This window comes from Roseovarius sp., assembly GCF_048262375.1.
GTDB lineage: Bacteria > Pseudomonadota > Alphaproteobacteria > Rhodobacterales > Rhodobacteraceae > Roseovarius.
In genome coordinates this window covers 180,350-204,687 of the sequence record NZ_JBLXFE010000006.1, presented here as the reverse complement: position 1 = coordinate 204,687, position 24,338 = coordinate 180,350, and the positions used below count along the sequence as shown (strand labels likewise).

The 24,338-nt window shown below is 62.1% G+C and carries 25 protein-coding genes; 12 read left to right on the top strand and 13 right to left on the bottom strand.

Going from position 1 to position 24,338, the window contains the following annotated elements:
* Positions 1 to 4: 4 nt before the first annotated feature.
* The 4 genes from ubiU to ACN0SW_RS09315 all read right to left on the bottom strand — a co-directional run bounded on the left by ubiU (position 5) and on the right by ACN0SW_RS09315 (position 3,043).
* Positions 5 to 1,003: a ubiquinone anaerobic biosynthesis protein UbiU gene (ubiU, locus tag ACN0SW_RS09330; RefSeq protein WP_417727645.1), complete on the bottom strand. Its 999-nt coding sequence runs from the start codon at positions 1,001 to 1,003 to the stop codon at positions 5 to 7.
* Positions 1,000 to 1,527 carry a ubiquinone anaerobic biosynthesis accessory factor UbiT gene (gene ubiT / locus ACN0SW_RS09325; protein ID WP_417727644.1) on the bottom strand — a complete coding sequence of 176 codons (528 nt, stop codon included), beginning with the start codon at positions 1,525 to 1,527 and terminating at the stop codon, positions 1,000 to 1,002. Before ubiT ends, ubiU begins: the two co-directional genes overlap by 4 nt.
* Before the next feature lie 508 nt (positions 1,528 to 2,035).
* Positions 2,036 to 2,512 (bottom strand): hemerythrin domain-containing protein, encoded by a 477-nt coding sequence (locus ACN0SW_RS09320; RefSeq protein WP_417727643.1) that lies wholly within the window; start codon positions 2,510 to 2,512, stop codon positions 2,036 to 2,038.
* On the bottom strand, positions 2,513 to 3,043 hold the full coding sequence (locus ACN0SW_RS09315) for a DUF2478 domain-containing protein (protein WP_417727642.1): 531 nt from the start codon (positions 3,041 to 3,043) through the stop codon (positions 2,513 to 2,515).
* Positions 3,044 to 3,332: 289 nt separating this feature from the next.
* Here ACN0SW_RS09315 and ACN0SW_RS09310 point away from each other — a divergent pair, with 289 nt between their 5' ends.
* Together ACN0SW_RS09310 and ACN0SW_RS09305 are read left to right on the top strand one after the other, a co-directional pair.
* Positions 3,333 to 3,746 carry an Rrf2 family transcriptional regulator gene (locus ACN0SW_RS09310; protein WP_417727641.1) on the top strand — a complete coding sequence of 138 codons (414 nt, stop codon included), beginning with the start codon at positions 3,333 to 3,335 and terminating at the stop codon, positions 3,744 to 3,746.
* Between the two features lie 125 nt (positions 3,747 to 3,871).
* Positions 3,872 to 5,578, top strand: a complete 1,707-nt coding sequence (locus tag ACN0SW_RS09305; RefSeq protein WP_417727640.1) for an ABC transporter ATP-binding protein — start codon at positions 3,872 to 3,874, stop codon at positions 5,576 to 5,578.
* Positions 5,579 to 5,811: 233 nt separating this feature from the next.
* Here the strand turns inward: ACN0SW_RS09305 and ACN0SW_RS09300 are convergent, their stop codons facing one another.
* The 3 genes from ACN0SW_RS09300 to ACN0SW_RS09290 form a co-directional block, all read right to left on the bottom strand.
* Entirely contained in the window at positions 5,812 to 6,780 is a 969-nt protein-coding gene (locus tag ACN0SW_RS09300; RefSeq protein WP_417727639.1) for a lysophospholipid acyltransferase family protein, read from the bottom strand.
* Between the two features lie 217 nt (positions 6,781 to 6,997).
* On the bottom strand, positions 6,998 to 7,984 hold the full coding sequence (locus ACN0SW_RS09295) for a diacylglycerol/lipid kinase family protein (RefSeq protein WP_417727638.1): 987 nt from the start codon (positions 7,982 to 7,984) through the stop codon (positions 6,998 to 7,000).
* A gap of 60 nt (positions 7,985 to 8,044) precedes the next feature.
* Positions 8,045 to 8,311, bottom strand: coding sequence for a hypothetical protein (locus ACN0SW_RS09290; protein WP_417727637.1), 267 nt, complete (start codon positions 8,309 to 8,311; stop codon positions 8,045 to 8,047).
* A 770-nt stretch (positions 8,312 to 9,081) separates the two neighbouring features.
* Here ACN0SW_RS09290 and ACN0SW_RS09285 point away from each other — a divergent pair.
* The 6 genes from ACN0SW_RS09285 to ACN0SW_RS09260 all read left to right on the top strand — a co-directional run bounded on the left by ACN0SW_RS09285 (position 9,082) and on the right by ACN0SW_RS09260 (position 14,040).
* Positions 9,082 to 9,540, top strand: coding sequence for a paraquat-inducible protein A (locus tag ACN0SW_RS09285; RefSeq protein WP_417727636.1), 459 nt, complete (start codon positions 9,082 to 9,084; stop codon positions 9,538 to 9,540).
* Between the two features lie 99 nt (positions 9,541 to 9,639).
* Complete coding sequence (gene radA, locus ACN0SW_RS09280; protein WP_417727635.1) at positions 9,640 to 11,004, top strand: DNA repair protein RadA; 1,365 nt, start codon at positions 9,640 to 9,642, stop codon at positions 11,002 to 11,004.
* Between the two features lie 26 nt (positions 11,005 to 11,030).
* Positions 11,031 to 11,591 (top strand): CvpA family protein, encoded by a 561-nt coding sequence (locus tag ACN0SW_RS09275; protein ID WP_417727634.1) that lies wholly within the window; start codon positions 11,031 to 11,033, stop codon positions 11,589 to 11,591.
* 3 nt (positions 11,592 to 11,594) lie between these two features.
* Positions 11,595 to 12,044 carry a DMT family transporter gene (locus ACN0SW_RS09270; RefSeq protein ID WP_417727633.1) on the top strand — a complete coding sequence of 150 codons (450 nt, stop codon included), beginning with the start codon at positions 11,595 to 11,597 and terminating at the stop codon, positions 12,042 to 12,044.
* Between the two features lie 123 nt (positions 12,045 to 12,167).
* Positions 12,168 to 13,622: an amidophosphoribosyltransferase gene (gene purF, locus ACN0SW_RS09265; RefSeq protein ID WP_417727689.1), complete on the top strand. Its 1,455-nt coding sequence runs from the start codon at positions 12,168 to 12,170 to the stop codon at positions 13,620 to 13,622.
* Between the two features lie 157 nt (positions 13,623 to 13,779).
* Positions 13,780 to 14,040, top strand: coding sequence for a type II secretion system protein N (locus ACN0SW_RS09260; RefSeq protein ID WP_417727632.1), 261 nt, complete (start codon positions 13,780 to 13,782; stop codon positions 14,038 to 14,040).
* 74 nt (positions 14,041 to 14,114) lie between these two features.
* Here ACN0SW_RS09260 and ACN0SW_RS09255 read toward each other — a convergent pair whose 3' ends face one another.
* The gene (locus tag ACN0SW_RS09255) at positions 14,115 to 14,684 is read right to left on the bottom strand and encodes a biotin transporter BioY (protein WP_417727631.1); all 570 of its coding nucleotides are present in this window, start codon (positions 14,682 to 14,684) and stop codon (positions 14,115 to 14,117) included.
* A 107-nt stretch (positions 14,685 to 14,791) separates the two neighbouring features.
* Between ACN0SW_RS09255 and ACN0SW_RS09250 the strand changes: the two genes are divergently transcribed.
* The 4 genes from ACN0SW_RS09250 to ACN0SW_RS09235 all read left to right on the top strand — a co-directional run bounded on the left by ACN0SW_RS09250 (position 14,792) and on the right by ACN0SW_RS09235 (position 18,207).
* Positions 14,792 to 15,445: an SDR family NAD(P)-dependent oxidoreductase gene (locus tag ACN0SW_RS09250; protein WP_417727688.1), complete on the top strand. Its 654-nt coding sequence runs from the start codon at positions 14,792 to 14,794 to the stop codon at positions 15,443 to 15,445.
* 71 nt (positions 15,446 to 15,516) lie between these two features.
* The gene (gene surE / locus ACN0SW_RS09245; RefSeq protein WP_417727630.1) at positions 15,517 to 16,299 is read left to right on the top strand and encodes a 5'/3'-nucleotidase SurE; all 783 of its coding nucleotides are present in this window, start codon (positions 15,517 to 15,519) and stop codon (positions 16,297 to 16,299) included.
* Positions 16,296 to 16,955 carry a protein-L-isoaspartate(D-aspartate) O-methyltransferase gene (locus ACN0SW_RS09240; RefSeq protein WP_417727629.1) on the top strand — a complete coding sequence of 220 codons (660 nt, stop codon included), beginning with the start codon at positions 16,296 to 16,298 and terminating at the stop codon, positions 16,953 to 16,955. The genes surE and ACN0SW_RS09240 overlap by 4 nt, the downstream gene beginning before the upstream one ends.
* A gap of 52 nt (positions 16,956 to 17,007) precedes the next feature.
* Complete coding sequence (locus tag ACN0SW_RS09235) at positions 17,008 to 18,207, top strand: peptidoglycan DD-metalloendopeptidase family protein (protein ID WP_417727628.1); 1,200 nt, start codon at positions 17,008 to 17,010, stop codon at positions 18,205 to 18,207.
* A gap of 9 nt (positions 18,208 to 18,216) precedes the next feature.
* Here ACN0SW_RS09235 and ACN0SW_RS09230 read toward each other — a convergent pair whose 3' ends face one another.
* From ACN0SW_RS09230 to ACN0SW_RS09210, 5 genes are all read right to left on the bottom strand, one after another.
* Complete coding sequence (locus tag ACN0SW_RS09230; protein WP_417727627.1) at positions 18,217 to 18,387, bottom strand: hypothetical protein; 171 nt, start codon at positions 18,385 to 18,387, stop codon at positions 18,217 to 18,219.
* The gene (locus ACN0SW_RS09225) at positions 18,384 to 19,517 is read right to left on the bottom strand and encodes a YeeE/YedE family protein (protein WP_417727626.1); all 1,134 of its coding nucleotides are present in this window, start codon (positions 19,515 to 19,517) and stop codon (positions 18,384 to 18,386) included. The genes ACN0SW_RS09230 and ACN0SW_RS09225 overlap by 4 nt, the downstream gene beginning before the upstream one ends.
* A gap of 13 nt (positions 19,518 to 19,530) precedes the next feature.
* A complete protein-coding gene (locus tag ACN0SW_RS09220) occupies positions 19,531 to 20,472 on the bottom strand; it encodes a sulfurtransferase (RefSeq protein ID WP_417727625.1) in 942 nt (313 codons plus the stop codon).
* Between the two features lie 194 nt (positions 20,473 to 20,666).
* Positions 20,667 to 22,076, bottom strand: a complete 1,410-nt coding sequence (locus tag ACN0SW_RS09215; protein WP_417727624.1) for a sigma-54-dependent transcriptional regulator — start codon at positions 22,074 to 22,076, stop codon at positions 20,667 to 20,669.
* A gap of 7 nt (positions 22,077 to 22,083) precedes the next feature.
* Positions 22,084 to 24,315, bottom strand: coding sequence for an ATP-binding protein (locus ACN0SW_RS09210; protein WP_417727623.1), 2,232 nt, complete (start codon positions 24,313 to 24,315; stop codon positions 22,084 to 22,086).
* Positions 24,316 to 24,338 lie beyond the last annotated feature (23 nt).

Sequence of the window (24,338 nt, the reverse complement as noted above, 5' to 3'; positions counted from 1 at the left end):
TTTGTCACCGCCATTTTTTTGTTTCAAAGGCACCTTGGGTCTGTTTTTGCCCCTCGGTCAGCGCGACGAGGTCCGCGAAATTGGCCGGCCGTCCAGCGCGAATGTCATCCACCGCCGCCCTAAAGGCGCGCACCACGCCGCGTACATAGCTTTTCGATCGTTGCCGCCCCTCGATCTTGAAGGCATGCACGCCTGCGTCGATCAACTCGGGCAAGAGCCGGGAGAGGTTCAAACTGACCGGCTCCTCGAAGGCATAGTAGCCTTCGGGACGGTGCGGCGCGGTGTAGCGGCCCTTGCAGATCGTGGGATAGCCCGCCTTTTCGTCGGGTCCGAAACGGTCGATGGTAAAGCCCGCAAGCTGCGAGGACATCGAGCCGTCGGCATCGCGGGCATATTCCACATCCGAGGCAGGTGAGCAGACGCCGTCCATGTTGGTCGATTGCCCCGTGAGGTAGTTGGTCAGGCTGCACCGCCCTTCGACCATCAGCCCGTGGTTGCCGAAGATGAAGGTCTCGATCTCACAGGGGATCTCCTTGCGGAGCTGACGGATCTCGGGGATCGTCAGGATGCGCGGCAGGACCACGCGCTTCACCCCGAAATGCGCGCAATAATAGCGGATTGCCTCAGGAGAAGAGGCCGCCGCCTGTACCGACAGATGCAGGCGGATACCCGGATGGGTGCGCGCGATATAGTCGGCCACACCCATGTCGGCGACGATGAAGGCATCGACCCCGATCTGCGCCCCGGTATCCGCAGCCTGCCGCCAGAGATCGACCTTGCCCGCCGGCGGATAGGTGTTGAGCGCCAGCAGTACCTTTGTGCCGTGCGCGTGGGCATAGGTCACCGCCTCGGCCAGTTCTTCGGGGGTGAAGTTCAGCCCCGGAAAATTGCGCGCGTTGGTCGCGTCTTGGAACCCGCAATAGACGGCGTCGGCACCCGCATCCACGGCGGTGCGCAGCGCGGCAGGGGTTCCCGCAGGACAAATCAGTTCGGCAAGGCTCATCGTGTTTCTTGTCCTTCTCTTGTGGCGGAGTAAGCCCGGCGCATCCGTGCAAGGACCGCCCGTCCGGGCGGGCCGAACATCGCCGCCGTCTCCTCAGCCAGCGAGCCGTCGATATCGTCGAGCGCGTTTCGCAGCCGCACTACCGCTTCGGTGTCACCCGACACCTCCAGATCGCGCGAGAAAAAGGCCGCATCGCCGTCCTCTTCTGCATCAATCAGTTCCAGCAGCAGCAGGAACCGTCCCCGGATGGTGGCGCCTGCGCGTGGCGCGGCAGCGCGCGGCACAGCCCGAAAGATCAGCGCCTGCGGATCGGGGCGCAGATGCAGTGCGAAGGGCAGTTCGACCGCGTCTATCAGGAAATCAGTCGTCTGATGCGGCCCGAGTCGCGCGAAAAGCGAGGGATGCCGCGTGGCGATCCGCCGGACGATCCGCGAGAGCACCGGCTGAAGTGCGAGACAAGCCAATCGCGCAATGGCACCCTGCCCCGAGCCAATCGGGGCGGTCGTTTCGCTGATGATACGCATGGGAATTCCTCTCGCTCTGCCGTCACGCCGACCTCTGTCAGGATCAGGCCGAGCGGAATGGTATGGGGTTGTGAGTAGATCGTCAGCAGTTCGGCCGCTGTAAACGCGATGCCTATGGTGAAGGGCGACGGCACGCGAATGTTCCGGTGTCCGCGATTCAAATGGGTCTCTGGCGTCCAGCGGCGGAACACGAATGGGGGGCGGCGGGTTTCGACCGCCGTTGGGGTGATGAGGACGCGCTCGCCGTGCAGATTGGACAGGATCGGCCCGTTCTCTGCGAGCATGGGCCCCCGCCTGATACCGCGCGCGGCAGGGATTATCGCAAGATGACCGCAGAGGAACTTGCTCGCCTGCGCCCTTGCAGTCTGGCCGAGCCCCATCCTAAGGCCGACCCGGCGCAAGCGTGCTGCGTTCCGCGCCTGCTCCGGGTCCATGCCCAGCGGATCGAAATACCAAGGGGCCATCTTCTCCGCCATGCAGGATGGCGCGAGATATGTGGCCCGCTCGCTCATGTGCGTGACCCAAGTCGCGGAAACAGCACTTCATTTTCGAGATGCATGTGCTCGTCAAGATCCTCAACCAGTTTGCCGAGCCCGTAATAAAGACGCCGCCAACTCTGGCAGGCGTAATCGGGCAACCGAAACCCATGGGTGATCGCCGCGATCCGGTTCAGCGCCGCTTCCTGCCCGTCATGGGCCGCGCGCAGGCCCGGAATGGCTCTGGCCGCCCGAGCGCCGTGTCCGGCCCGGATTTCCGGAAAGACGATCTCTTCTTCTTCGCGCATATGCGCTTCCAATTCGGCGATCATCGATTCCAGCGCATGGGTCAGCCCGTGCGGGGTGTTGGGATCGGTTGCGTGAGCGGTCTCGACCTTGCGGGCCAGCGCGATCAGATCGGGGAATTCGCGCCGGTGCGTTTCGTGGTAGCGGGTGCGGATATGTTCGATCAACACATCCATCGGGGTGTTACTCGTGGAATTTTGCATTCACATCTCCTCTGTAAGGGTTGCGTCGGCGACAGCCGCCCGGCACCAGGCAAGGACTGCGTCCTCCTCTGGCGGCAGGTGCACCGCCATGCCTTCAGTAAAACGATCAAAGGCGGCGCGATGGGTATCTGAAACGCCGATCAGGACCGGCACGCCGCGTCCGAGCGCCTCTGCCATCAGGGCACGAAAACCGCGCCCCTCCGCTTCGCTGAGACCAAACTTGTTGAGAATGAAGAGGTCGGCGTCGCCCGCCTGCAATCGGGACGTGACCAGCCCGACGGCCCCTTCAAAGGCGCCCTGATCCATCCGGCAGGCCGTCGAACCCTGGCCCAGATCCTGCGTGATCCGCACGAGCGGCCCTTTGGGAAGCAGCCACAGGTTGCTATCGCAATGTCCTGCCCCGTCTTTCAAAGACACGGGGCGTAGCGCGCCCACCAACCGGACGCCCTGCCGTGCCAGACGGTCGGCAACGGAGGTCAGTAACCGATCCGTCGCGCCGTGCCCTATTCCTGTCACCCCGGCAAGTCGCATGATCGCTTCACGTCGCCTCAATATGGCGAAACGGCGCGTCGTTCTCCAACGCGATATGCGTGTCCAGATCGGCCCAATGCATCACATGATATCGGGTCGGGATGTGATACAGGGCCCCTGCCTCATGCTGTGAGTCAGTGCTCCTGACAGTTTCGGGGAAATCCTTCATCGAGAGCCCTTTTCTCCGGCGCGTCGTCCGGAGCTTGCGCGGCCCGGAACTAATTGGTATTCAGAATGCGTATATCACCCTCGAAATACGCACTTCAATTACCAATTCGGGACCGCGACCTTGCGCCTCACCTCCTTCACTGACTTCGGTCTACGCGTCCTCATGCGGATGGCAGGAGCGCCTGAACGGCCCTTCACCACTGCAGAGTTGGCTGATGAGTTCCACATTTCGCGCAATCATCTTGCCAAGGTGATTTCTGCTCTTGCCAGCGCGGGGTATCTCGAAACCCGCAGAGGCGGCGGCGGCGGCGCGATCCTTGCGCGGTCGGCCGGGCATATCCGGCTGGGCGACGTGGTGGCTGACCTAGAGGCGGATCAAGCGTTGGTGGAATGCTTCGCCGCCGTTGGTAACACCTGTACGCTCACACCGCGCTGTCGCCTGAAGGCGCGGCTTGCTCATGCCGAAGCAGCCTTCATAGCCGACCTCAATCAGGCGACATTGGCCGATTGCGTCTACCGCCCGGAAAATCCTTGACGCCTAACACATACGATCACCCCCGCATCACTGCGCGCGCATGCCGCGCCGTAACAGACCTCCGGGCGATGGACATCTCCACACCCTGAGGCGATAGAGCGCAAACACAACCGGAGGGCCAAGCCATGCGCCTGATGATCCAACTCTTCCGTGACTATCCAATGGCCAGTTTACTCATGGTGCTGGCCCTGTTCCTGTCTGGGTTGGCCGAGGGGCTGGGCCTCTCGGCGATGCTGCCGATGCTCAAAATCGCATTGTCATCGGGCGAGGGTGCGGCAAATGCCGAACCGCCGGGCGAGCTGGAACAGATGGTGCTCGACGTGCTGGCCTGGCTGGGCGTGCCAGCGACGCTTGGCGCGCTCTTGCTGCTGATCGTGGCCATGGCCACGGTCAAGGCCATCCTGCTACTCGTGGCACAACGGCAGGTAGGCTATACAGCGGCGCGGGTGGCGACCGATCTTCGGCTCAAAGTGCTGCGCAACATGATGCGCAGCCGCTGGAGCTTTTTTATCAACCAGCCAACGGGCAAGCTCACCAATGCGCTTGCCACCGAGGCTCAGCGCGCCTCGGAGGCCTATCTCAATGGCACGACGGCGCTCACCTTCTTCATCCAGGCGATTGTCTATGGCTCGGTGGCGCTCGCGGTGTCGTGGAAGGCGACGCTGGTCAGCCTCATGGCTGGCGCGGCAGTGATCTGGATGTCGCATTTCCTCGTCCGGATGATGCGTCGGGCGGGCAAGCGACAGACCGATCTCATGGTGTCGCTCATGTCGCATCTCACCGACACGCTGCAATCGGTGAAACCGCTCAAGGCGATGGCCCGCGAGGAACTGACCGACGAGTTGCTGCGCACCGAGACCAACCGACTCAACAAGGCACTGCGCAAGCAGGTTCTGGCCGGGGCCGCGCTCGATTCCGGGCAGGACCTGATGTTCGTTATGCTCACCGCCTTGGGGGTCTATCTGGCCATCGGCATCCTGTCGATGGAGTTCGCCACCGTGCTGATCCTCGCGGTGGCGCTCGGGCGGACCTTCGCCTTTCTTGGCAAAGTGCAGAAACAGTATCAGAAACTCGCACAGGCCGAGAGTGCTTATTGGTCGCTCAAGGACACCAGCGCGCGGGCCAGATCCGAGCAGGAACATCTGGGTGGTCATATCACGCCGACGCTGGAGCACCGCATCACGCTAAGCGATGTGCGCTTTGCCTATGAGGGGCATTCGGTTCTGAGCGGTCTCGATCTCGATATTCCCGCACACCAGATCACCACGCTGGTCGGGCCGTCGGGTTCGGGCAAGACCACAGTCATCGACCTTGTGATCGGCCTTCTGCGACCTGAGAGCGGCGAGATACGCATCGACGGTGTGCCCTTCGACACGATCGATCTGCGCACTTGGCGACGGATGGTGGGCTATGTGCCGCAGGAGACGGTTCTGCTGCATGACACGGTTCTGCACAATGTCACGCTGGGTGATCCGGCGATTTCCAGAGAACGCGCCATCGCGGCGCTGGAAAAGGCCGGGGCCTGGGACTTTGTGCGCGCCCTGCCCGAAGGGTTGGAGACAGGGGTGGGCGAACGGGGCGGGCGGCTCTCGGGCGGCCAGCGTCAGCGCATCGCCATCGCGCGCGCGCTGATTAACGCGCCATGCCTGCTCATTCTCGACGAGGCGACAAGCGCGCTCGACCCCGAGAGCGAGGCCGAGATCATCGCCACGCTGGAGACGCTCAGGGCTGAACTGACCATCCTCGCCATCACCCATAACGAGGGCCTGGCAAGGGCCGCCGATGTGGTGCACCGGCTCGAGGTGGGTAGCATCTCGGCTCGTGCGGCATAGGCGTCGAACGTGCAGGCCCGCCGGGTGCCGCATCGGAGAGTTTTGAGGGGGCTTTAGGGATATGGCAGCACTGTTTGGAATAGCAGATCGTACCCCGTGAGCATCGGCACCCACACTAGGACCAGCACGATCGGATCAGATGACGTCCCAACAGCCTGACAGAGTCCGCCACACAGGAACACCGATTGGGTTGATGAGCGGATATGGACGGACCCTTTGAGGCGTGTCCGGGGTCAGGTTTGACTGCATAGGTCGGTTTTTGCTTGAAGAACGGACCTGTGCCAAATTCTGCTGGTGCAGAGCCATTCGCCGGGGCGCGCGCCGATCCATTCCTCAAAGCGCTCATGGATCTGATGGGTAAGGTCAAGGGCCTGCGCGTCGAACTCAGCCTCGGGGATACGCGTCGTCAGGGGGGCGTGAAAACGCACGGTAAAGCGCGCGCCGGGATGGCGTTCAACCTGCACCGGCACGAGCGGCGCGCCAAAGCGAAGCGCCAACCCCGCAGGCAAGGTTGAGCTGTCCTTGACCGCGCCGAAAAACGGGATCGGCTTTCCGCCCTCAACGCGGCGGTCGATAATCATTGCCGGGGCCTCGCCTCTCTTGAGCGCCTGAAGAAACGTCCGCAGCCCGGCATTGCGCGACACGGTTTCGCAGCCAAGCTGCGCGCGATATCGCTGCATCAGCCGGTCAAGCCAGGGATTAGCCAGCGGCGCATAGAGCGCGTAAGAGGAGATCCCCATCTGCGTCATTGCGGCGCAGGCCACTTCCCAATTGGCCATATGCGCGGCGACAAACACCACAGGCGTGCCGGGGCGGCAATAGGCCGGGTCGGGCTCGACTGTCTCAATGCGCAGAAGGCCGCGGGCGGGGTCAGTGAACTTGGCCAGATGAGGATATTCGGCAAAGACCGCGCCGGCATTGCCCCAAACATCTTCGGCCAGCCGTTCAATTACCTCGGGCGAAGCGTCGGGCAGTGCCAGCGACAGGTTGGCCCGCACATGGTTGGTGCGGTTCCTGAAGACGCGGCCCAGAAAGCGCCCAAACCGCGCGCCGATAGCCGAGGCCCAAGGCAGTGGAAGCACTCTGAAAAAGGTAATCATCGTGCCGATGAAGGCCAGATCGATGAACCAAAGCACATTCGCGGCGGCCCGACTGTCCTGCGCCTTGTGACGAAGATGGCTTCCGAGGATGTATTTGGACAAGACGGCCCCCTGCGAGACGAACGTTTCGTCCCCGGTTAATCGGGGTTTATCCCCTGATCTGCAAGCGCGTTGTGGCAAATCTGCAAGCGGGCTGTGGCAAAGATCCGCCGCATGGACCCACGGAAGTGTAACAATTTTACCGATCTCGATCGCTCCGGAGCCGCGAGACCGCGAACAGCACCTGTCTGTTTGCGTGAATCGGGACCTGACGCGGGTTTCATCGCCGGGGGCGCAGGAAACGTATCGGGCCTTCGACGCTCACGATAAGCGGATTTTCGCGGCCCTCTGTCACAATAAGCTCGCCGTCGAGATTCAGTTCGCCGTCAACATGCATCTCGATGCGGTTGGCGCGAAAGCTCTCATAACCGTTCTCGGGCGTGGCGTGGCGGTTGAGCTGACCCCGCAGCACTGAAAGAATCGCGCGTCCGAAACGCGCCGCGCCGCCCTGAATTGTGGTGAGGCCAATGAACCCGTTCTCCGGCGCCCAGAACGGGCGCATTCCCAGAAACAGCCGGTCAAGCGTGCTCGCCACGAGGAGGAGCATGGGCGCTTCGCCACGAGAGACGGGAACGGCTGCGGACCCATGCAGCGCAAGGGTGACTTGGGTAGGCTGATAGAAATGCGGGTCCTGCCGGATCAGCCCCCAGAGCGTGCGAATGAGAATGAGCCCAAGGCTCAACTCTCCTCTCAGACCTCTCGAGTGGACCTTGTCATGGGCAAAACGCGTCGCCTGCATGATCGCGCCAGTGCCCAGAAACATGCCATGGCGCACGGCACCATCGGAGGTCCCTGTCACCCGCATGATATGGCGGCTGCGGATCTCCGCTTCGCCCAGCGGCGCCCCCATATCGAGCCAGCGACAGAGCCGATTGAGCGCGCGGGCGGGCGAGGAGGCAAGCCCGATATCGCCTGCCGTCATGTTGGCCGTGCCCCCCGGCAGCAGCATGATGAGCGGCAGCGTCTCAGCGCGCCAGTGCTCGAGCATCAGGCCGAGCGTGGCCGCAATAGTGCCGTCACCGCCATTGATCACCACCACGTCCGGCGCCGCGTCGCGCAACGCGGGCATCAGCGCGCACGCCTCCTCGGGCGAGCGGGTGACGTGATGGGTGACCTCGTCATATGCGGCGAGGCGGGCCGAGAGACGCATAAGCCCCTTGCGGTTGTTGCCGCTCGTCGGGTTGGTGAGGACGCAGACGCGGGTCATCACCGGGCCCTCCGGATGCGTGGCCCAGAGGATGTCTTGTCATAGGTCGGCCCCGATGCGCTATGGCACCCCGCCCCCAAAGAGCGGCTTGAGCCGGGGCTCAGGGTTATGTGCACCAGGCGCCTCCCGTTCCGCCATCCAGATGGCATCGCAGAGACTGTCGTCCATCAGCATGATGTTCCGGGCCAGCATGTCGCCCGGATCTGCCCGCAAGTCCTCGTAGAAGGGATGCCGCGTGTGCGCGAGAGACCGGCACGCACCCTCCCGGTAATTGAGAACGGCGACCCGCGAACGTATGCCGGTATAGCGCCGGTCTGCGGGCGGCAAGAGGCCCCTGTTGACCGGGCCGGCGCTTGGTGTTGCCGCTCTTGGAATGGACGTTGACAAGGACCGGGGAGGGTTGCGCGATGTCCACCTCGCGCGCACCGGGCAGCACCTTGCGGATGGTGACTCGGCCAAGGTTGCGCAGAAAGAGGATGAAACTCATGGCGGTCCGATGATGAGGCAGGGATACAAGAAGGGCGCTCAGGCTCAGCCCTTTGCCGCATCCGGGTTCAGAAGTCCATCCCGGCGCGCGGGCTTCGGCATGCGGCGACGAACGCGGATAAGCTGCGCGGCTCGACACTGAAATGCGACGCTGGCCAGTAGCGCGTTATACCTACGGCAAAATTTAGCGCCAGCCCAGCATGTGGCCGTGCCGCGATGGTGACCCAAATCCCAAGATGCCGGACTGCGCATAATGCCGCAGCCTCTTTGAAACCGAGGGCAGGGGCGCAGAAAACGCCCCTGCCCTGTTTCCTTGCGGATCAAACCTCGCGCTTCCATCGACACGAGATTGCGCTGAACGATCACTCGGCGGGCCCCTGTCAAAGCCTCGGTTCTCGGAGCATAAACCACGGGCCACGTTAAAAGGACCGAAAACCTTGATAATGCCGTCTGGAGAACACGACCAATGCCCGGCGACCTGTTTGTGATCTGCGCTATTGTTGGCTTTTGCCAATCCCTGAACTACGAGTATTCACTTGGTAATACGTTGAACACATCCCGAAGCGTCATCGAAATTCGAATATCCGGTGAAGGAAAAGTAGATCGTTGAGATGCTAAAATACGCCAACCTCTCCCTCCTCTTCTTCTTTCCCCTCGCATGGTTCGCCCCGCTCCTGCGCGCAGGGATCGACCTGCCGCTCTTTGGCCTCTCGGAAATCAGCGTCATTTCGGGCCTGCAAGCGCTCTGGCAGAGCGACGTCATCCTTGCGCTTTTGGTCACGGTCTTTGCCCTCTTCGCCCCCTATCTCAAGACCATCGGCCTCGCCCTCTTGCATTTCGGCCTCTTGTCCCCCCGCGCCCTGCCTGCACTGCATCTGGCGGGCAAACTTGCCATGGCCGATATTTTTCTCATCGCGCTCTATATCATCGTGGTCAAAGGCGTTGGCTTGGCGAGGGTCGAGGTCGCTTGGGGCCTTTATGTCTTTACCGCCTGCATTCTGGCGTCACTGCTGATCGGATTGATCACCGGCAAGCCGCGCCGACACCCTTCGGTCCTGACTGATGCCTGACGCATCCTTGCGTGATCGGCACACCCCATCGGGTGGGCGAATACCTGTCGCAAAGGTTTCGCATTTGACCACACGCGCGGCTTGAGGCATCAGGCAGATATGGCAAAACAAAGCACCTTTTCCTGCACGGCCTGCGGCGCGGTTCACAACCGGTGGTCGGGACGTTGCGATGCCTGCGGCGAGTGGAACAGTATTGTCGAAGAGGCCCCGCTCTCGACCGGCCCCAAGGGCAAGACGCTGGGCGGCAAACGCGGCACGCCGCTGATCCTCACCGACCTCTCGACCGAAGAGGCCCCACCGCCCCGAACCCTCTCGGGTATCGGCGAGTTGGACCGCGTGCTGGGCGGTGGCCTCGTGCCCTCCAGCGCCATTCTGGTGGGCGGTGATCCCGGCATCGGTAAATCAACGCTGCTGTTGCAGGCCGCAGCCAAATTCGCGGCCGCAGGTCTCAAGACCTTTTACATCTCTGGCGAAGAGGCCAGCGCACAGGTCCGCATGCGCGCGCAGCGCCTTGGCTTGGGCAATGCGCCCGTCAAACTCGCTGCCGCCACGGCGCTGCGTGACATCCTGACCACGATGGAGGCCGAAAAACCGGATCTGGTGATCATCGACTCGATTCAGACCGTCTGGTCCGACACGGTCGAGGCTGCCCCCGGCAGCGTAAGTCAAGTGCGCGCCGCAGCCCATGAGTTGACCAGCTTCGCCAAACGCTTTGGCACCTCCGTCATCCTCGTCGGCCATGTCACCAAGGATGGCCAGATCGCAGGCCCCCGCGTGGTCGAACATATGGTTGATTGCGTGCTCTATTTCGAGGGCGAGCGCGGGCACCAATTTCGCATCCTGCGCTCGGTCAAAAACCGCTTTGGCCCCGCTGATGAGATAGGCGTGTTCGAGATGACCGGCGCCGGGCTGGCCGAGGTGGCCAACCCCTCTGCCCTCTTTCTCTCGGGGCGCGGCGCGCCCACCCCCGGATCGGTGGTTTTTTCCGGCATCGAGGGTACGCGGCCTCTGCTTGTCGAAATGCAGGCGCTCGTTGCCCCCACCCCCCATGCCCAGCCCCGCCGCGCCGTCGTCGGGTGGGATGGCGCGCGGCTGGCGATGATTCTCGCGGTGCTCGAAGCGCGCTGCGGCATCCCCTTTACTGGTCTCGATGTCTATCTCAACGTCGCGGGCGGCCTCAAAATCAGCGAACCCGCAGCCGATTTGGCCGTCGCCGCCGCCCTCCTGAGCGCCCGCGAAGACACCGCCCTGCCCAGTGATACTGTCGTTTTCGGGGAAATCAGCCTATCGGGGGCCCTCCGCCCGGTCGGTCAAACCGAAAACAGGTTGAAAGAAGCGCAAAAACTTGGTTTCACAGCCGCGATCACCCCGTCAGGTGGCAAGACAGCGGGCGATAGTGGCCTCAAGCTCACCCGCATGGGGGATTTGACCACCTTCGTTGGAGACATTTTCGGCGCAGGCTAGCCGCCAAGTAAGACAGGAAGAGGCATATGGAAGGTTTCACCATCATCGACGGCGTCGTGGCGCTCTTTATTGTTCTGTCGGCACTGCTGGCCTATTCGCGCGGCTTCGTGCGCGAGTCGCTGGCCATTGCAGGCTGGTTGGTCGCCGGTGTGCTGGCCTTTATCTTCGCCCCGCAGGTCGAACCACTGGTCAAGGAAATCCCCGTGGTCGGTGAATTCATCGCCGACAGTTGCGAACTTTCGATGATCGGCGCCTTTGCCGTGGTCTTTGCCGTGGGCCTCATCGTGGCCTCTCTGATCACCCCGCTCTTTTCCTCACTGGTGCAACGCTCGGTCTTGGGCGGGCTCGATCAGGGGCTGGGTTTCGTCTTTGGCGTGGCGCGGGGCGTGCTACTGATTGCCATTGCCTATTTCGTCTATCAGACAGTTATCTCTTCGCAATCCATCCAGATCATCGACGACAGCCGCTCGGCGCGGGTTTTCGCGCAATTGACCGGCAAGATTGAAGAGAGAAACCCCGACGAGGCTCTGGGCTGGATCACACGGCAATACGAAGAGTTGATTGGTAAATGCGAGGCGACGCAGTAACCAATGGTGCCGCAAAGCCCTGTTCTCGCTCTTATCCTGATGGCCGTGGCTGGCGTCGCCGTCGCCATTCAGGCCCCGCTCAACGCAGCACTCGGGCGAACCATTGATAGCTCCGTCGCGGCGGCGGCAGTGTCTTTTGGTGTGGGTTTCGTGGCGTTGGTGCTGTTGGTGACCCTCTCTGGCGAAAGTGCCGCCTTTGGCCGCGCCGCAATTGCCCCGCGATGGCTCTTGCTTGGGGGGATGCTCGGGGCGTTCTTCGTCTGGGCCTCACTCTGGAGCGTGCCGGTGCTCGGCGTGCTTACCACCACGGCGGCGCTTATCCTTGGGCAGATCGTCGGTGCCATGGTGCTCGATTACATCGGCGCTTTCGGCATCGCGGCCCGCGATCTCTCATGGACCAGAGCGACCGCCGCCCTGTTGGTTGGTGTCGGTGTCATTCTCTCCCGGTTCTGATCGACCACACGCCATCGCATCCAGACATTATCTGTGATAGTTTCGTGACATGCCCCGCTTGAGAGCGTAAGAGACCCCCAAGCGATTTCCATGGATTCGGAGCTGCCCGCTTTGCCCAAACATATGCCCCCCGCCCATCCCTTCGACGACGACAAGCTGAAGGAGGAATGCGGAATTTTCGGCGCAATCGGTCTGACCGATGCGGCAAATTTCGTGGCCCTCGGCCTGCATGCCCTGCAACACCGTGGCCAAGAGGCGGGCGGCATTGTCAGCCATTGCCCCGAACTCGGCTTCAATTCGGAACGCCGTTTTGGCTATGTGCGCGATAATTTCACCAGCCAGTCGCTGATGGAACGCCTGCCCGGCCCGCTGGCCATCGGTCATGTGCGCTATTCCACCGCCGGGTCCAAAGGGGCCGCGATCCGCGATGTGCAACCGTTCTTTGGTGAATTTTCCATGGGCGGTGCGGCAATTGCCCATAACGGCAACATCACCAACGCCATTGCGCTGCGCAAGGAACTGATCGAGCGCGGTTCGATCTTTCAGTCCAGCTCGGACACCGAATGCATCATTCACCTCATGGCCCGATCGCTTCAGCGCAATATCCCCGAGCGGATGGAGGATGCGCTGCGCCGGGTCGAGGGCGCGTTCTCAATCGTCGCCATGACCCGCACCAAGTTGATTGGCGTGCGTGATCCCTTGGGCGTGCGGCCCTTGGTCTTGGGTCAATTGGGGGATGGCTGGATTCTCAGCTCGGAAACCTGCGCGCTCGACATCATCGGCGCGCGCCATGTTCGTGAAATCGAACCCGGCGAGATGGTCGTCATCTCTGCCAAGGGCGGCGTCGAGAGCCATTTTCCCTTCCGCCGCCAGTCCCCGCGATTTTGCATCTTCGAACATGTGTATTTCTCGCGCCCCGATTCGATCATCGGGGGCCGCTCGGTCTATGAGACCCGGCATCAGATTGGTGTGGAACTGGCCCGCGAGGCCCCTGTTGATGCTGATCTCGTCTGCCCCGTGCCCGACAGCGGTACACCGGCGGCCATCGGGTTCAGCCACGAATCGGGTATCCCCTTTGCTATGGGGATCATCCGCAACCAATACATGGGCCGCACCTTCATCGAGCCCACCGAACAGATCCGCAACATGGGCGTGCGCCTGAAACTCAACGTCAACCGCGCCCTGATCGAGGGCAAGCGTGTGATCCTCGTGGATGACAGCGTGGTGCGCGGCACCACCTCGCGCAAGATCAAGGAGATGATCCTTGATGCGGGTGCAGCCGAGGTGCATTTCCGCATCGCCTCCCCGCCCACGGCTTGGCCCTGTTTTTACGGCGTGGACACACCGCAGCGTGAAAAGCTGCTCGCGGCCACCATGTCAGAGGACGAGATGCGCGATCATTTGCAGGTCGACAGTCTCAAATTCATCTCGCTTGACGGTCTCTATCGCGCCGTGGGTGAGGCAGGGGGGCGCAACACCAAATGCCCGCAATATTGCGACGCCTGTTTCTCGGGTGAATACCCCGTTGCCCCCTCGGACATGATCGAAAAGGGTTTCGAGCTGAAAGCCGCCGAATAATACTCTCTTTGCTCAGCTTCCGGTTCGGCGGCTGAGCAGAACCTCGCGCATCAATGCTGCGGTGCGGCAGCTCTCCGCCGACGCCCTGCGCCCCCTCTTCCACCCGAGCCAACACCTGTCTAGATGCCCCTTCGGAGCATTGCACAAAGAGGTAAAGGTGACAGAGCATACAGAAACCCCCGCAGCGACTTTGGACGCCGCCACCGACCGCGATGCCCTGCCGGATGCATGGGTGACCCTGCTCGGCACACTGCACGGACCCGACCACTCCCGCGCGCTCTTGCGCATTGGGGGGACTGTCCACACGGTCGAGATCGGCACAACTCTTGGCGGGGCCATGGTCGCTGCTATCGGTGAAGGCACCGTGATCCTCACCCGCGCCGGACGCAGAGAGCGGCTCCGCCTGCCCGCCTCCTGATCCCGTCACCCAAAGAAAAACGCCGCTCCCGTTTCGGGGGCGGCGTTCCTTTTTCTCACGCTGTTGGCGCAGGCTTAGCCTTTGCGCGTGCGGATCAGCGCGGTGACCCCTGTCACGATCATCGCTGCAATCACGGCCTTGACCGCATCGCCCAGCAGGAACGGTGCCATCCAGCCCGACCAGAGCGCATCCCAGCTCTTGCCCAGCATCGCCGCAGGCCATGCCAGACCCGGCAGGTAAAGCAGCGCCGATATGCCCATGCCGCAGATCGCCGTCGAGACGGCACCGCGCGCCAGACCGCGTTCAACCGCAAGTCCGGCCAGATAGGCCATCGCAACGAACCCAAACAGGAAACCGGCGGTCGGCCCCATCAGCGCCACACCGTTCAGCCCGCCTGCAAATACCGGCAGCCCCATCGCGCCCTCAGCCAGATAGGCCAGCAGCGTCAGCGCGCCCAGACGCGAGCCAAAGGTCAAACCGACCATCAGGATCGCCAGAGTCTGAAGTGTGAGCGGCACCGGGTAGAACGGCACGCTGATCTGTGCGGCGACCGCAATCAGAAAAGAGCCACCCAGAACCAACCCCGCTTTGCGGAGCAGAGTATCGTGACCGATAACGGCCTTGGTCAAAACTGTATCGCGCATTGGTCGCGTCCCTCTGTTATGTATCTCTCATGACTTTTTCGCTGCAACTGCGAGAAAGTCAAGAGATTGCCCTTGAATTGCGCCGCAACTGGTGGGATTTCCCATATATGGACACAACGCCCCCCCTCCCGATTGCCCTTGTCACCGGCGCCTCGCGCGGTCTGGGGGCCGCCATGGCCGAGACACTGGCCAAAACCCACCACGTCGTGGCTGTCGCCCGCACCACCGGCGCGCTTGAGGAACTCGACGACCGCATTCAGACCGCAGGCGGTCAGGCGACACTCGCCCCGATGGACATCACCAATGTTCAGGCCATGGCCCAGCTTTGCCGCTCGATCCATGACCGCTGGGGCGGAGTTGCCATGTGGGTTCATGCGGCGGTGCATGCCGCCCCCTTGACCCCGGCGGCGTATCTCTCTGAGGGCGACTGGTCCAAGTCCGTGGCCTGCAACGTGACCGCCACAGGTATTCTGATCCCTTTCATTGCGCCGCTTTTGGGCGATGCAGGACAGGCAGTCTTCTTTGACGATCCCCGCGCGGGTGAGAAATTCTATGGTGCTTATGGCGCGACCAAGGCCGCCCAGATCGCCCTCGCGCGCAGTTGGCAACAAGAAACCACCAAGACCGGACCCCGCGTGCATATCCTCACGCCCAATCCGATGGCCACCGCCACCCGCGCCCGCTTTCACCCCGGCGAGGATCGCGACATCCTCGCGCACCCCAAAGACGAGGCCGCGCGCCTCTGGGCGGCCTTGGGATAAAGCGGGGCGCGCGCTTGCCGCGCCGCCGCGCGGACGCTAGACAGGAACCACACAAGCGACAGGGGCTGGCCATGCGTATTCTGATCACCAATGACGACGGCATCAACGCCCCCGGCCTCGTGGTGCTGCACGAGATTGCCACCGCCCTCGCGGGGGAGACAGGCGAGGTCTGGACCGTGGCCCCCGCCTTTGAACAGTCCGGCGTCGGGCACTGCATTTCCTACACCCGCCCGATGATGATCGCCCAGATGGGACCGCGCCGCTTTGCCGCCGAGGGCAGCCCCGCCGATTGCATCCTCGCAGGCCTGCATGACGTGATGAAGGACGCCCGCCCCGACTTGGTGCTTTCAGGCGTCAACCGCGGCAATAACGCGGCTGAGAACGCGGTCTATTCCGGCACCGTGGGGGCTGCGATGGAGGCTGCACTTCAGGGGGTTCCGGCGGTGGCGCTCAGCCAATATTACGGCCCCGCCAACCGCGATCTCGACGACACGTTTGAGGCGGCGCGGGTCCACGGCCTGCCCACCCTGCAACGCCTGCTCGACAAGGGTGTGTGGTCTCGCGACGATTACGGCATCTTCTACAACATCAACTTTCCGCCTGTGCCGGCGGCCGAAGTCAAAGGCCTGCGTGCCGCACGGCAGGGTTTTCGCCGCGATATGGGTTTTGGCGTGGAACCGCATGTCTCGCCCTCGGGCCGTCGCTTTCTCTGGGTTACGGGCGCACCTCAGCACGAACCCACCAGCCCCGGATCAGATGCCGATGTAAACCTTCAGGGCTATATCTCGGTTACACCGATGCGTGCGGACCTGACCGCCCATGACGCGTTGGAGGCGCTCAAGGCGATCGAATGAGCGACGAAGACGATCATAATATTGCCGAACGCAAGATGCAGTTTCTCTTTGCCCTGCGTTCCAAGGGCGTGACAGATACGCGTGTCCTGACCGCGATGGAACAGGTCGACCGTGGCCCTTTCATTCGCGGCTATTTCGCAGAGCGCGCCTATGAAGACATGCCGCTGCCTATCGCCTGCGGCCAGACCATCAGCCAGCCCTCTGTTGTGGGGTTGATGACGCAGGCTCTCAGGGTTTCCAATCGGGACAAGGTGCTCGAAGTGGGCACTGGCTCGGGGTATCAGGCGGCGATCCTCAGCCAATTGGCCCGCCGGGTCTATACCGTGGACCGACATAAACGGCTGGTCAGCGAGGCAACCGAGATCTTTCGCGCTCTCGATCTGACCAATATCACCGCCCTCACCGCCGATGGCAGCTTTGGCTTGCCCGATCAGGCCCCATTTGACCGCATTATCGTCACGGCAGCCGCCGAAGACCCGCCCGGGCCCCTATTGGCCCAGCTTAAAATCGGGGGTATCATGGTTGTGCCGGTGGGTCAGTCCGATGCAGTGCAACGCCTGATCCGCGTGACCCGGCATGAGACCGGCTTTGACTATGACGAACTGCGTCCGGTGCGCTTTGTCCCTCTGGTCGAGGGGCTGGGGCGCGACGGGTAACCACGGTAACTGTAAACCAAGGCCCCGGCCAACAAGGGGTCACTCAAAGAGGATGATCGAGATGCGCAACTTCCCCCGTTCTGCACCGCTGCTGGCGACCATGGCCTTGGCTTTGGCGGCCTGCGACAAACCGCTCGATCTCGATCTGCGCGGCGCTTTCGGCAACGCGCCCAGCACCGCCGAGGCGGCGCGCAACGCCACGACCTCTCGTCCCCAGCCGGATGCACGAGGCATCATCTCATATCCCGGCTATCAGGTCGCGGTGGCCGAGCGTGGCGATACCCTCGCCAGCCTTGCGCGCCGTATCGGTGCCGACCCCGGCGAGGTGGCGCGCTTTAACGGCATGCAGACCGGTGATCCCCTTCGCAAGGGGGAAATCATCGCCCTGCCCAGCCGTGTCGCAGAACCTCTGGGCGGCCCGATTCAAACCCCCTCAGGCGTGGATATCGATAGCCTCGCCGGGGACGCAATTCGCCGTGCGGACGCCCAAGCGGTCACAACCTCAGACTTGCCGCCAGCAACAGGTGCCGCTCCTACGCAAGTTGGCGCAGAACCCGTCCGGCACAAGGTCGAGCGGGGCGAAACCGCCTTTTCCATCGCACGCCTCTATAACGTCTCGATCCGTAGCCTTGCCGACTGGAACGGGCTTGGGTCTGACTTCTCTGTGCGCGAGGGGCAATTTCTGCTGATCCCCGTTGCCCTGCCAGGCGAGCAGACAGACCCCTTTAACGAGGCCGATATCGCCACTGTGACACCGCCAGGCGCGGTCTCTCCCACACCCACGCCGCCGAGCGCATCCAAACCCCTGCCCATTGAGGAAACCAAACCCGTTGCCGCCCCCGTAGAAAAGGTCGCGGCCCCAGATCTGGGCAAAACCGAAACCAAGAGCAGCACCGCACGCATGTCCTTTCCGGTCAAAGGGGACATCATCCGCGAATATGCCAAGGGACGGAATGAAGGCATAGACATCTCTGCCACACCGGGGGCTCCGGTCGTGGCCGCAGATGCAGGCACCGTCGCGGCCATCACCGAGGATACCAACGGCGTACCGATCATCGTGGTGAGGCACGCAGGCTCTCTGTTGACGGTCTATTCCAACGTAGATGCCCTGACCATCAAGAAGGGTGACAGCGTCAGCCGTGGTCAGAAGCTGGCTGAAATCCGCCGCACCGGCACGCCCGCCCTGCATTTCGAAGTGCGTGACGGGTTCGAGAGTGTCGATCCGATGAGCTTCCTCGGCACGTCGTCCTGATAAAGGTCTCTATTTCGGTGGCGGGGCCGCGCAATGCGCCCCCGTTGCCGCCATGCCAGACCCAAGCGCCAGCATTGGCACTGCACCATAGGGGTTAAGAGGGTCTGCCGCGACCGCGTCAAACGCGATGAAACCGGCCATCACGATCAGCACCGCAATCGTCACCTGCGCCCGGATCATTTGCGTGCCTCCAGGCCCAGAACGGGCCGCAGCCGGATACCTACCCATGATCCGGCAAAGGCCGCTACGAACCATACCCAGCCATGCGCCGACCCGGTGCCGATGCCGCTGAAAAACGCGCCGATATTGCAGCCAAACGCCACCCGAGAGCTATATCCGAGCACCAGCCCGGCGAGGATCACCGCACCCCAGGCCCGTGCCGGCAAAACCCCCACCGGCGAAGCCAGACCAGAGCGCCACCACGCCATCAGCGCCGCGCCCCCGATCAAGCCGAAATCGGTGAGTGAGGTGACATCCGTCAGCACGCTTGCGGCGACCTGCGCCTGATTGCCCGGTGCCGACCAGAACACTGATCCCGACAGGTCACCGCCCGCGGCCACCACTACCTTGGCAACCCACAGACCCAGACCGTAAACCACGCCCCACGGTTGCCCGGCCACCACCAGATGAAGAATGGCCAGACCCGCCAGAACCAAAATCGCCCCCCAGTAGCGTGCCGGCAGGCGGTGAGAGCCGCGCTTGCCCAGCAGCAGCGCCAGACCAGCCACCGCCGCCAGCCCGACCAACGTGATCGCCAGCCCCTGCCCGCCGCTGAGTGCCATAACCGGCAAGCTGCCAAGATTGGTCCACCACGTCAGATGATAGGCACCAGCAAAACTGCCAATCGCAAAGAATGGCAGCGCCACGGCGCCAATCGCGTTGCCGCTCCCGGCGTTGACCAGCGTGCCGGATCCACAGCCCATGACGATCTGCATCGCGGCCCCGAAAACAAACGCACCACCGATCATCGCAAAGCCGATGGGCGCATGTGCGCCCTTCAACTCGGCCCCATGCGAGGCCAAAAGCGGAAAGGCGACACTTGCGACAATCGCGATGCAAATGAGCTGCGCCAGCAAACCTGACGCATCCCGCTCCAGGATCATCCGCCGCCACGGTCCGGTAAAGCCAAAGCGGAACCCTTCAAGCGCAAGGCCAAATCCCAACCCGATCAGCAACAGCACGCCAAACCGGGGTCCCGCAATCAAGGCGAGCGCCAGAACCGCCGCCCCCACGCCCGACACCACCGCTACGCGCGACAGCATGCCGGGGCCTGTTGGTATTGCCGGGGATGCAGATATGGTTTGGCGCACGCGCATGCTCCTGTCAGTATTTTCCGGTGATCTTGTTCAGCAGGTTCTGGAACAGCCCCGGTACATTGGCCATTTCATTGCCTGCGTTCGACCAACCCACCATTGATTCCGGGTACATCCGAACGCCTTCGATGCCCGCCACTTCGCTCAATGCGAACCAGTTGGTCGCGGCCCAATGCCCGGTATTGCAGAAAGACACCAGACGGTCGCCCGGCTTGAACCCATTCTGCGCCGCCAGTTCCCGGATGAGATCGGGCTTGATCAGCGCCGGCTCACTCTGACCAAACCAACGGTCATGCGTAAAGTAGCGCGATTGCGGCAATGTGCCGGGGCGTGAGGCTGCGGCGTGCTTGGTCTCGCCCTTCCAAAAGGCTTCTGGCCGCGCGTCAATCAACTCGGCGCTGTCCTTGCCATCCACAATGGCCTGCACATCTTCGCGGGTCGCCATCCATGTCGGATCATACGTCACCGTGATAGTGCTCGGCGTGACCGCCTCGGCAGCTCCTTTCGCCACCGGCTTGCCCGCTTGTTCCCATGCGTTCATGCCGCCGTTAAGGATTGCCAAATCCTTGATCCCGCTCGATTTCAACGTCCAATAGACCCGTGCGGCAGCCCCAAAGTCGGTCTGATCGCTGCCCTGATGCACCACCACGACCGGACGGTCTTCGCTCACACCCAGTCGGCGCAGAACCTCAGTCATCTTGTCTTCGGCCACCAGCTCGCCCGGATTTTCCGCAGGGCCGCGAAACAGCCCATAGGGGGCCGGTACCGCCCCCGGAATATGGCCGGTCTCATAGGCCGCGCCGGTGCGGATATCGAGAATAATCACCTCTTGCGCGCTTTGCGCCTGCGTTACCGCATCAGGATCGGTCAACGGTCCCAGACCCGCGATGGCCGCCAATGGTGCCATCGCCAGCGCCGCTGCCAGACCCAATTTCTTGAACATGCCAAACATCATGTATCCCCTTGTTTTCCTGACGCGGAACCTAGGCTCGCACCAGAGTAACGGCAAGTTGCAGAGCAGGCTTTCACTTTATCTTGAGCAAATAAGAAGCATCGTACGGACAGCCGATCACCCGGGCAACAACATACCCTCGCCGCGGAGAAAACAGATTATAATTCTGCATTTCGCGCATCGTGCAGAACATTCTATCCGAATGCCTGCGTTTCCTCATCCTCATCGCCGCGCGTGCCGCCTTTGGTCCCGGTCACGATCCCCAGTGATTTCAACTTGCGGTGTAGCGCGCTGCGCTCCATTCCGACGAACTCCGCGGTGCGGCTGATGTTGCCGCCAAAGCGATTGATCTGGGTCAGCAGGTACTCACGCTCAAACGCCTCACGCGCCTCGCGCAGTGCCATCGTGGCAATCGCCCCAGACAGGACCACCCGCCCTGCATCGACAGACCCACCGCTCTCGCTGGGCAATTCACGCGCTGCAATCTGCCCGCTGCCCTCGCCCAGAATCAATATCCGCTCGATCACATTGCGCAACTGCCGCACATTTCCGGGCCATCGCATCGTCTGGAGCAGCGCCGACGCCTCATCGCTCAGCGATCGCAAGGCCAGCCCTTGCGTCTTGTGGAACATCGCGATGAAATGTTCGGCCAATGCCGGAATGTCCTCGCGTCGTTCTTCAAGACTTGGCACGGCAATCGGCACCACATTCAGCCGGTGATAGAGCTCGCGCCGAAACCGCTCTGCGGCGATCTCGGCCTCCAAATCCCGGCTGGTCGAGGATATCACCCGCAGGTCAACCTGCACCTTGCTGCTGCCACCCACCCGCAGGAAGGTCTGATCCACCAGAACCCGCAGGATCTTGGACTGGGTGCCCATCGGCATATCGGCGACCTCGTCGAAATAGATCACTCCGCCGCTGGCCTCTTCCAAGAGACCGGGCACCACGCCGCTGTCCTCGGATTCACGGCCAAACAACACCTCTTCCATCCGCTCCGGTGCGATCGACGCACAGCCGACGGTGACAAAGGGCGCCGAGGCCCGCGCCGAATTGGCATGGATGTAACGCGCCGCCAGTTCCTTGCCGGATCCGGCAGGGCCTGACAGCATCACCCGCCCATTTGACTTGGTGACCTTGTCCAATTGCCCCATCAGCGCCCGGAATGCCGATGCATCCCCCAGCATTTCAGAGGGTGCCGTCTCTCGCCGTTTGAGCGCCTGATTTTCACGGCGCAGACGGCTGGTTTCCATGCCACGCCGGATCACCACCATGAGCTGATCAATATTAAAGGGCTTTTCGATGAAATCATACGCGCCCTGCTTGATCGCCGCGACCGCGATTTCAATATTGCCATGCCCCGAGATAATCACCACCGGAACGTCCGGATAGTCACGCTTGACAGCCTTGAGAATGTCGATCCCGTCCATATGGCTGTCCTTCAGCCAGATATCGAGGATCAACAATCCGGGTTGTTCGGCCGAAATCGCCGCCATCGCCTCGTCGGCGTTTCCCGCAAGACGGGTGCTATAGCCTTCATCCTCAAGAATATCCGAAATCAGTTCTCGGATATCGCGTTCATCATCGACAATCAGAATATCACTCATAAGTCCCTCAAACAGCCAGTTTGTCCACTAGACGTTCATCCGAAACAAGCGGCAAGCGTACCACGGCCATTGCCCCGGCCCGCGCTCCCGCTTCAAACGGTTCTGCATCTTCAAGCATCAGCGTTCCGCCATGCTCTTCGATGATCTTCTTCACAATCGGCAGGCCCAGCCCCGTGCCCTTGTCCCGCGTCGTGACATAGGGCTCAAAGAGTTGCGCACGATCCTGCGGCAATCCGACCCCATTGTCGGAAATCCGGATCACGGCGCTGTCAGCCTCGACCGCACTTTCGATGCGGATGGTTGGTCGATGTCCCTCGGGCGCACCTTTTTCTTGCAGGGTTTCAATCGCCTCGCCCGCGTTCTTGACCAGATTGGTCAACGCCTGCCCGATCATCGCAGCGTCAATATCGACCTGCAAGGGCGTGTCGTCCAGACGGATATCGAACTGTACGCCGGGTTGCCCGCTTTCTTGCAAAAGTACGACCTCGCGCAGCACCTGACTCAGGCTTTCCTGCTTTGTGACCGGCTCGGGCATCCGTGCGAACTTGGAAAACTCGTCCACAATCCGGCGCAGGTCATTGGTCTGTCGCACCACAACATCGGTCAGTTGCTCAAGGCTCAGCGCCTCATCCGGCGGAAGCTGCTTGGCGAATTTGCGTTTGATCCGCTCGGCACTCAACTGAATGGGCGTCAGCGGATTCTTGATTTCATGCGCAATCCGCCGCGCCACATCCCCCCAAGCGGCCATGCGTTGCGCGGACACCAGATCGGTTACATCGTCAAACGCAACCACATAGCCCTCACGCCTGCCCTCTTCATTGATCCGCGTCGACATGCGCACCAACAGGTTCTCCTGCCGCGTGCCGCGCCCCACCTTGATCTCTTCCTGCACGAACCCGCCCGGCACCGTGCGCAATCGGTCAAAGAGCGCGCCAAACTCTGGCACAGCCACATGCAGCGCCAGCGATTGTTGCTCCTCAGACCAATCCAGCAACCGTTCAGCGGCGCGGTTCACGAATGTAACCCGTCCCTCAGGGTCCAGCCCAACGACCCCGGACGAGACCGAGCCCAGCACGGAATCGAACAACCGCCTGCGCCGCTCGATCTGTTGCGTATTGGTCAAAAGCGCCTCGCGTTGCCCCTTCAATTGCCGGGTCATCTGGTTGAAATAGGTGCTCAATTGGGCGATCTCATCATCGCCCTCTTCCTCACGGACCTGAGTGTCGAGATCCCCTTCCCCGACCCGTTGCGCCGCAGAGGTCAACCGCCCCACGGGCTGCGACAATCGCTCGGCGAACCACATCCCCAACCAGATCGCGGCCAGGATCAGAATTACGGCAAAGCCCAGATACAACAGCCCGAATTCAAACAGTACCCGCCCGCGTTCACTTTCGCGTTGATTGTAGAATGCAGCGGTCTCTTTGGTCTGATCCAGCAGGTTCAGAATCGCCCCATCCACCGTCCGGCTCACATAGAGCAATCGGTTCGGCAACGCCTCAAGCGGCATCAACGCGCGAAACTCGTTGTTCTCCCAATCGCGGATCACCAGAACGCCATCCGTGTGAGCTTGCTCGATCTGCTCAGGCGTCGGCTTCTCGAAATCAAAAAGATAGGACCGCTCTCCCCGTGCCCGGATTTCACCCGTCACATCTATGACAAACGCTTCGCGCAATCCGCGCTGTATCTCGCGTTGGCCCGATGACAGAACCTGACGAATATCGCCGTCCGTCATGAACACGGCGGCACGCTTTGTCGCGTTGATCACCCGTGCGAGCACCCGGATATCAGTCTCCAGATCGCGGCGGTGTTCCTCTTCATAGGCTTGGGCCGCCGCAACAGAGCTATCGACCACCCGCCCCACACGGTCAGAAAACCACGCCTCCAGCCCCATATTGACCGACAGCGTTGCAAAGACCGCCACCGTTACCGTTGGCAGCAGCGCCATCAGCGCAAACACACCCGTCAGTCTTAGATGCAGCCGCGACCCTGCCGACCGACTGCGCCGCGCCGCCACCATGCGCGCCACGCGCTGCATGACCAGACCGGCCACCATCAACACATAAACCATGTCGCATAGCAGAACCAGGCGCAGGCCATTGGACGTGGCACCCTGATCCAGCGGCCCCATCATCAAATAGGTCAAAAGCGCCAGAACCGGTCCCAATACCACAAGCCCCAGCGCGGCCCCATTCTGTAGCCGTTGCAACCGGCGCAGGCGGCTCAAGCCCTCCCACGACATACGCTTGCCTCTGAAACCGCGTG

Excerpts from the sequence above, each read along its gene's own strand:
- ubiU (WP_417727645.1), bottom strand. The coding sequence starts at position 1,003 with ATGAGCCTTGCCGAACTGATTTGTCCTGCGGGAACCCCTGCCGCGCTG.
- radA (WP_417727635.1), top strand. The coding sequence starts at position 9,640 with ATGGCAAAACAAAGCACCTTTTCCTGCACGGCCTGCGGCGCGGTTCAC.
- ubiT (WP_417727644.1), bottom strand. The coding sequence starts at position 1,527 with ATGCGTATCATCAGCGAAACGACCGCCCCGATTGGCTCGGGGCAGGGT.
- ACN0SW_RS09275 (WP_417727634.1), top strand. The coding sequence starts at position 11,031 with ATGGAAGGTTTCACCATCATCGACGGCGTCGTGGCGCTCTTTATTGTT.
- purF (WP_417727689.1), top strand. The coding sequence starts at position 12,168 with ATGCCCCCCGCCCATCCCTTCGACGACGACAAGCTGAAGGAGGAATGC.
- ACN0SW_RS09285 (WP_417727636.1), top strand. The coding sequence starts at position 9,082 with ATGCTAAAATACGCCAACCTCTCCCTCCTCTTCTTCTTTCCCCTCGCA.
- ACN0SW_RS09210 (WP_417727623.1), bottom strand. The coding sequence starts at position 24,315 with ATGTCGTGGGAGGGCTTGAGCCGCCTGCGCCGGTTGCAACGGCTACAG.
- ACN0SW_RS09230 (WP_417727627.1), bottom strand. The coding sequence starts at position 18,387 with ATGATCCGGGCGCAGGTGACGATTGCGGTGCTGATCGTGATGGCCGGT.
- ACN0SW_RS09270 (WP_417727633.1), top strand. The coding sequence starts at position 11,595 with ATGGTGCCGCAAAGCCCTGTTCTCGCTCTTATCCTGATGGCCGTGGCT.
- ACN0SW_RS09235 (WP_417727628.1), top strand. The coding sequence starts at position 17,008 with ATGATCGAGATGCGCAACTTCCCCCGTTCTGCACCGCTGCTGGCGACC.
- ACN0SW_RS09255 (WP_417727631.1), bottom strand. The coding sequence starts at position 14,684 with ATGCGCGATACAGTTTTGACCAAGGCCGTTATCGGTCACGATACTCTG.
- ACN0SW_RS09295 (WP_417727638.1), bottom strand. The coding sequence starts at position 7,984 with ATGACCCGCGTCTGCGTCCTCACCAACCCGACGAGCGGCAACAACCGC.
- ACN0SW_RS09315 (WP_417727642.1), bottom strand. The coding sequence starts at position 3,043 with ATGCGACTTGCCGGGGTGACAGGAATAGGGCACGGCGCGACGGATCGG.
- ACN0SW_RS09320 (WP_417727643.1), bottom strand. The coding sequence starts at position 2,512 with ATGCAAAATTCCACGAGTAACACCCCGATGGATGTGTTGATCGAACAT.
- ACN0SW_RS09305 (WP_417727640.1), top strand. The coding sequence starts at position 3,872 with ATGCGCCTGATGATCCAACTCTTCCGTGACTATCCAATGGCCAGTTTA.
- ACN0SW_RS09250 (WP_417727688.1), top strand. The coding sequence starts at position 14,792 with ATGGACACAACGCCCCCCCTCCCGATTGCCCTTGTCACCGGCGCCTCG.
- surE (WP_417727630.1), top strand. The coding sequence starts at position 15,517 with ATGCGTATTCTGATCACCAATGACGACGGCATCAACGCCCCCGGCCTC.
- ACN0SW_RS09220 (WP_417727625.1), bottom strand. The coding sequence starts at position 20,472 with ATGTTTGGCATGTTCAAGAAATTGGGTCTGGCAGCGGCGCTGGCGATG.
- ACN0SW_RS09215 (WP_417727624.1), bottom strand. The coding sequence starts at position 22,076 with ATGAGTGATATTCTGATTGTCGATGATGAACGCGATATCCGAGAACTG.
- ACN0SW_RS09240 (WP_417727629.1), top strand. The coding sequence starts at position 16,296 with ATGAGCGACGAAGACGATCATAATATTGCCGAACGCAAGATGCAGTTT.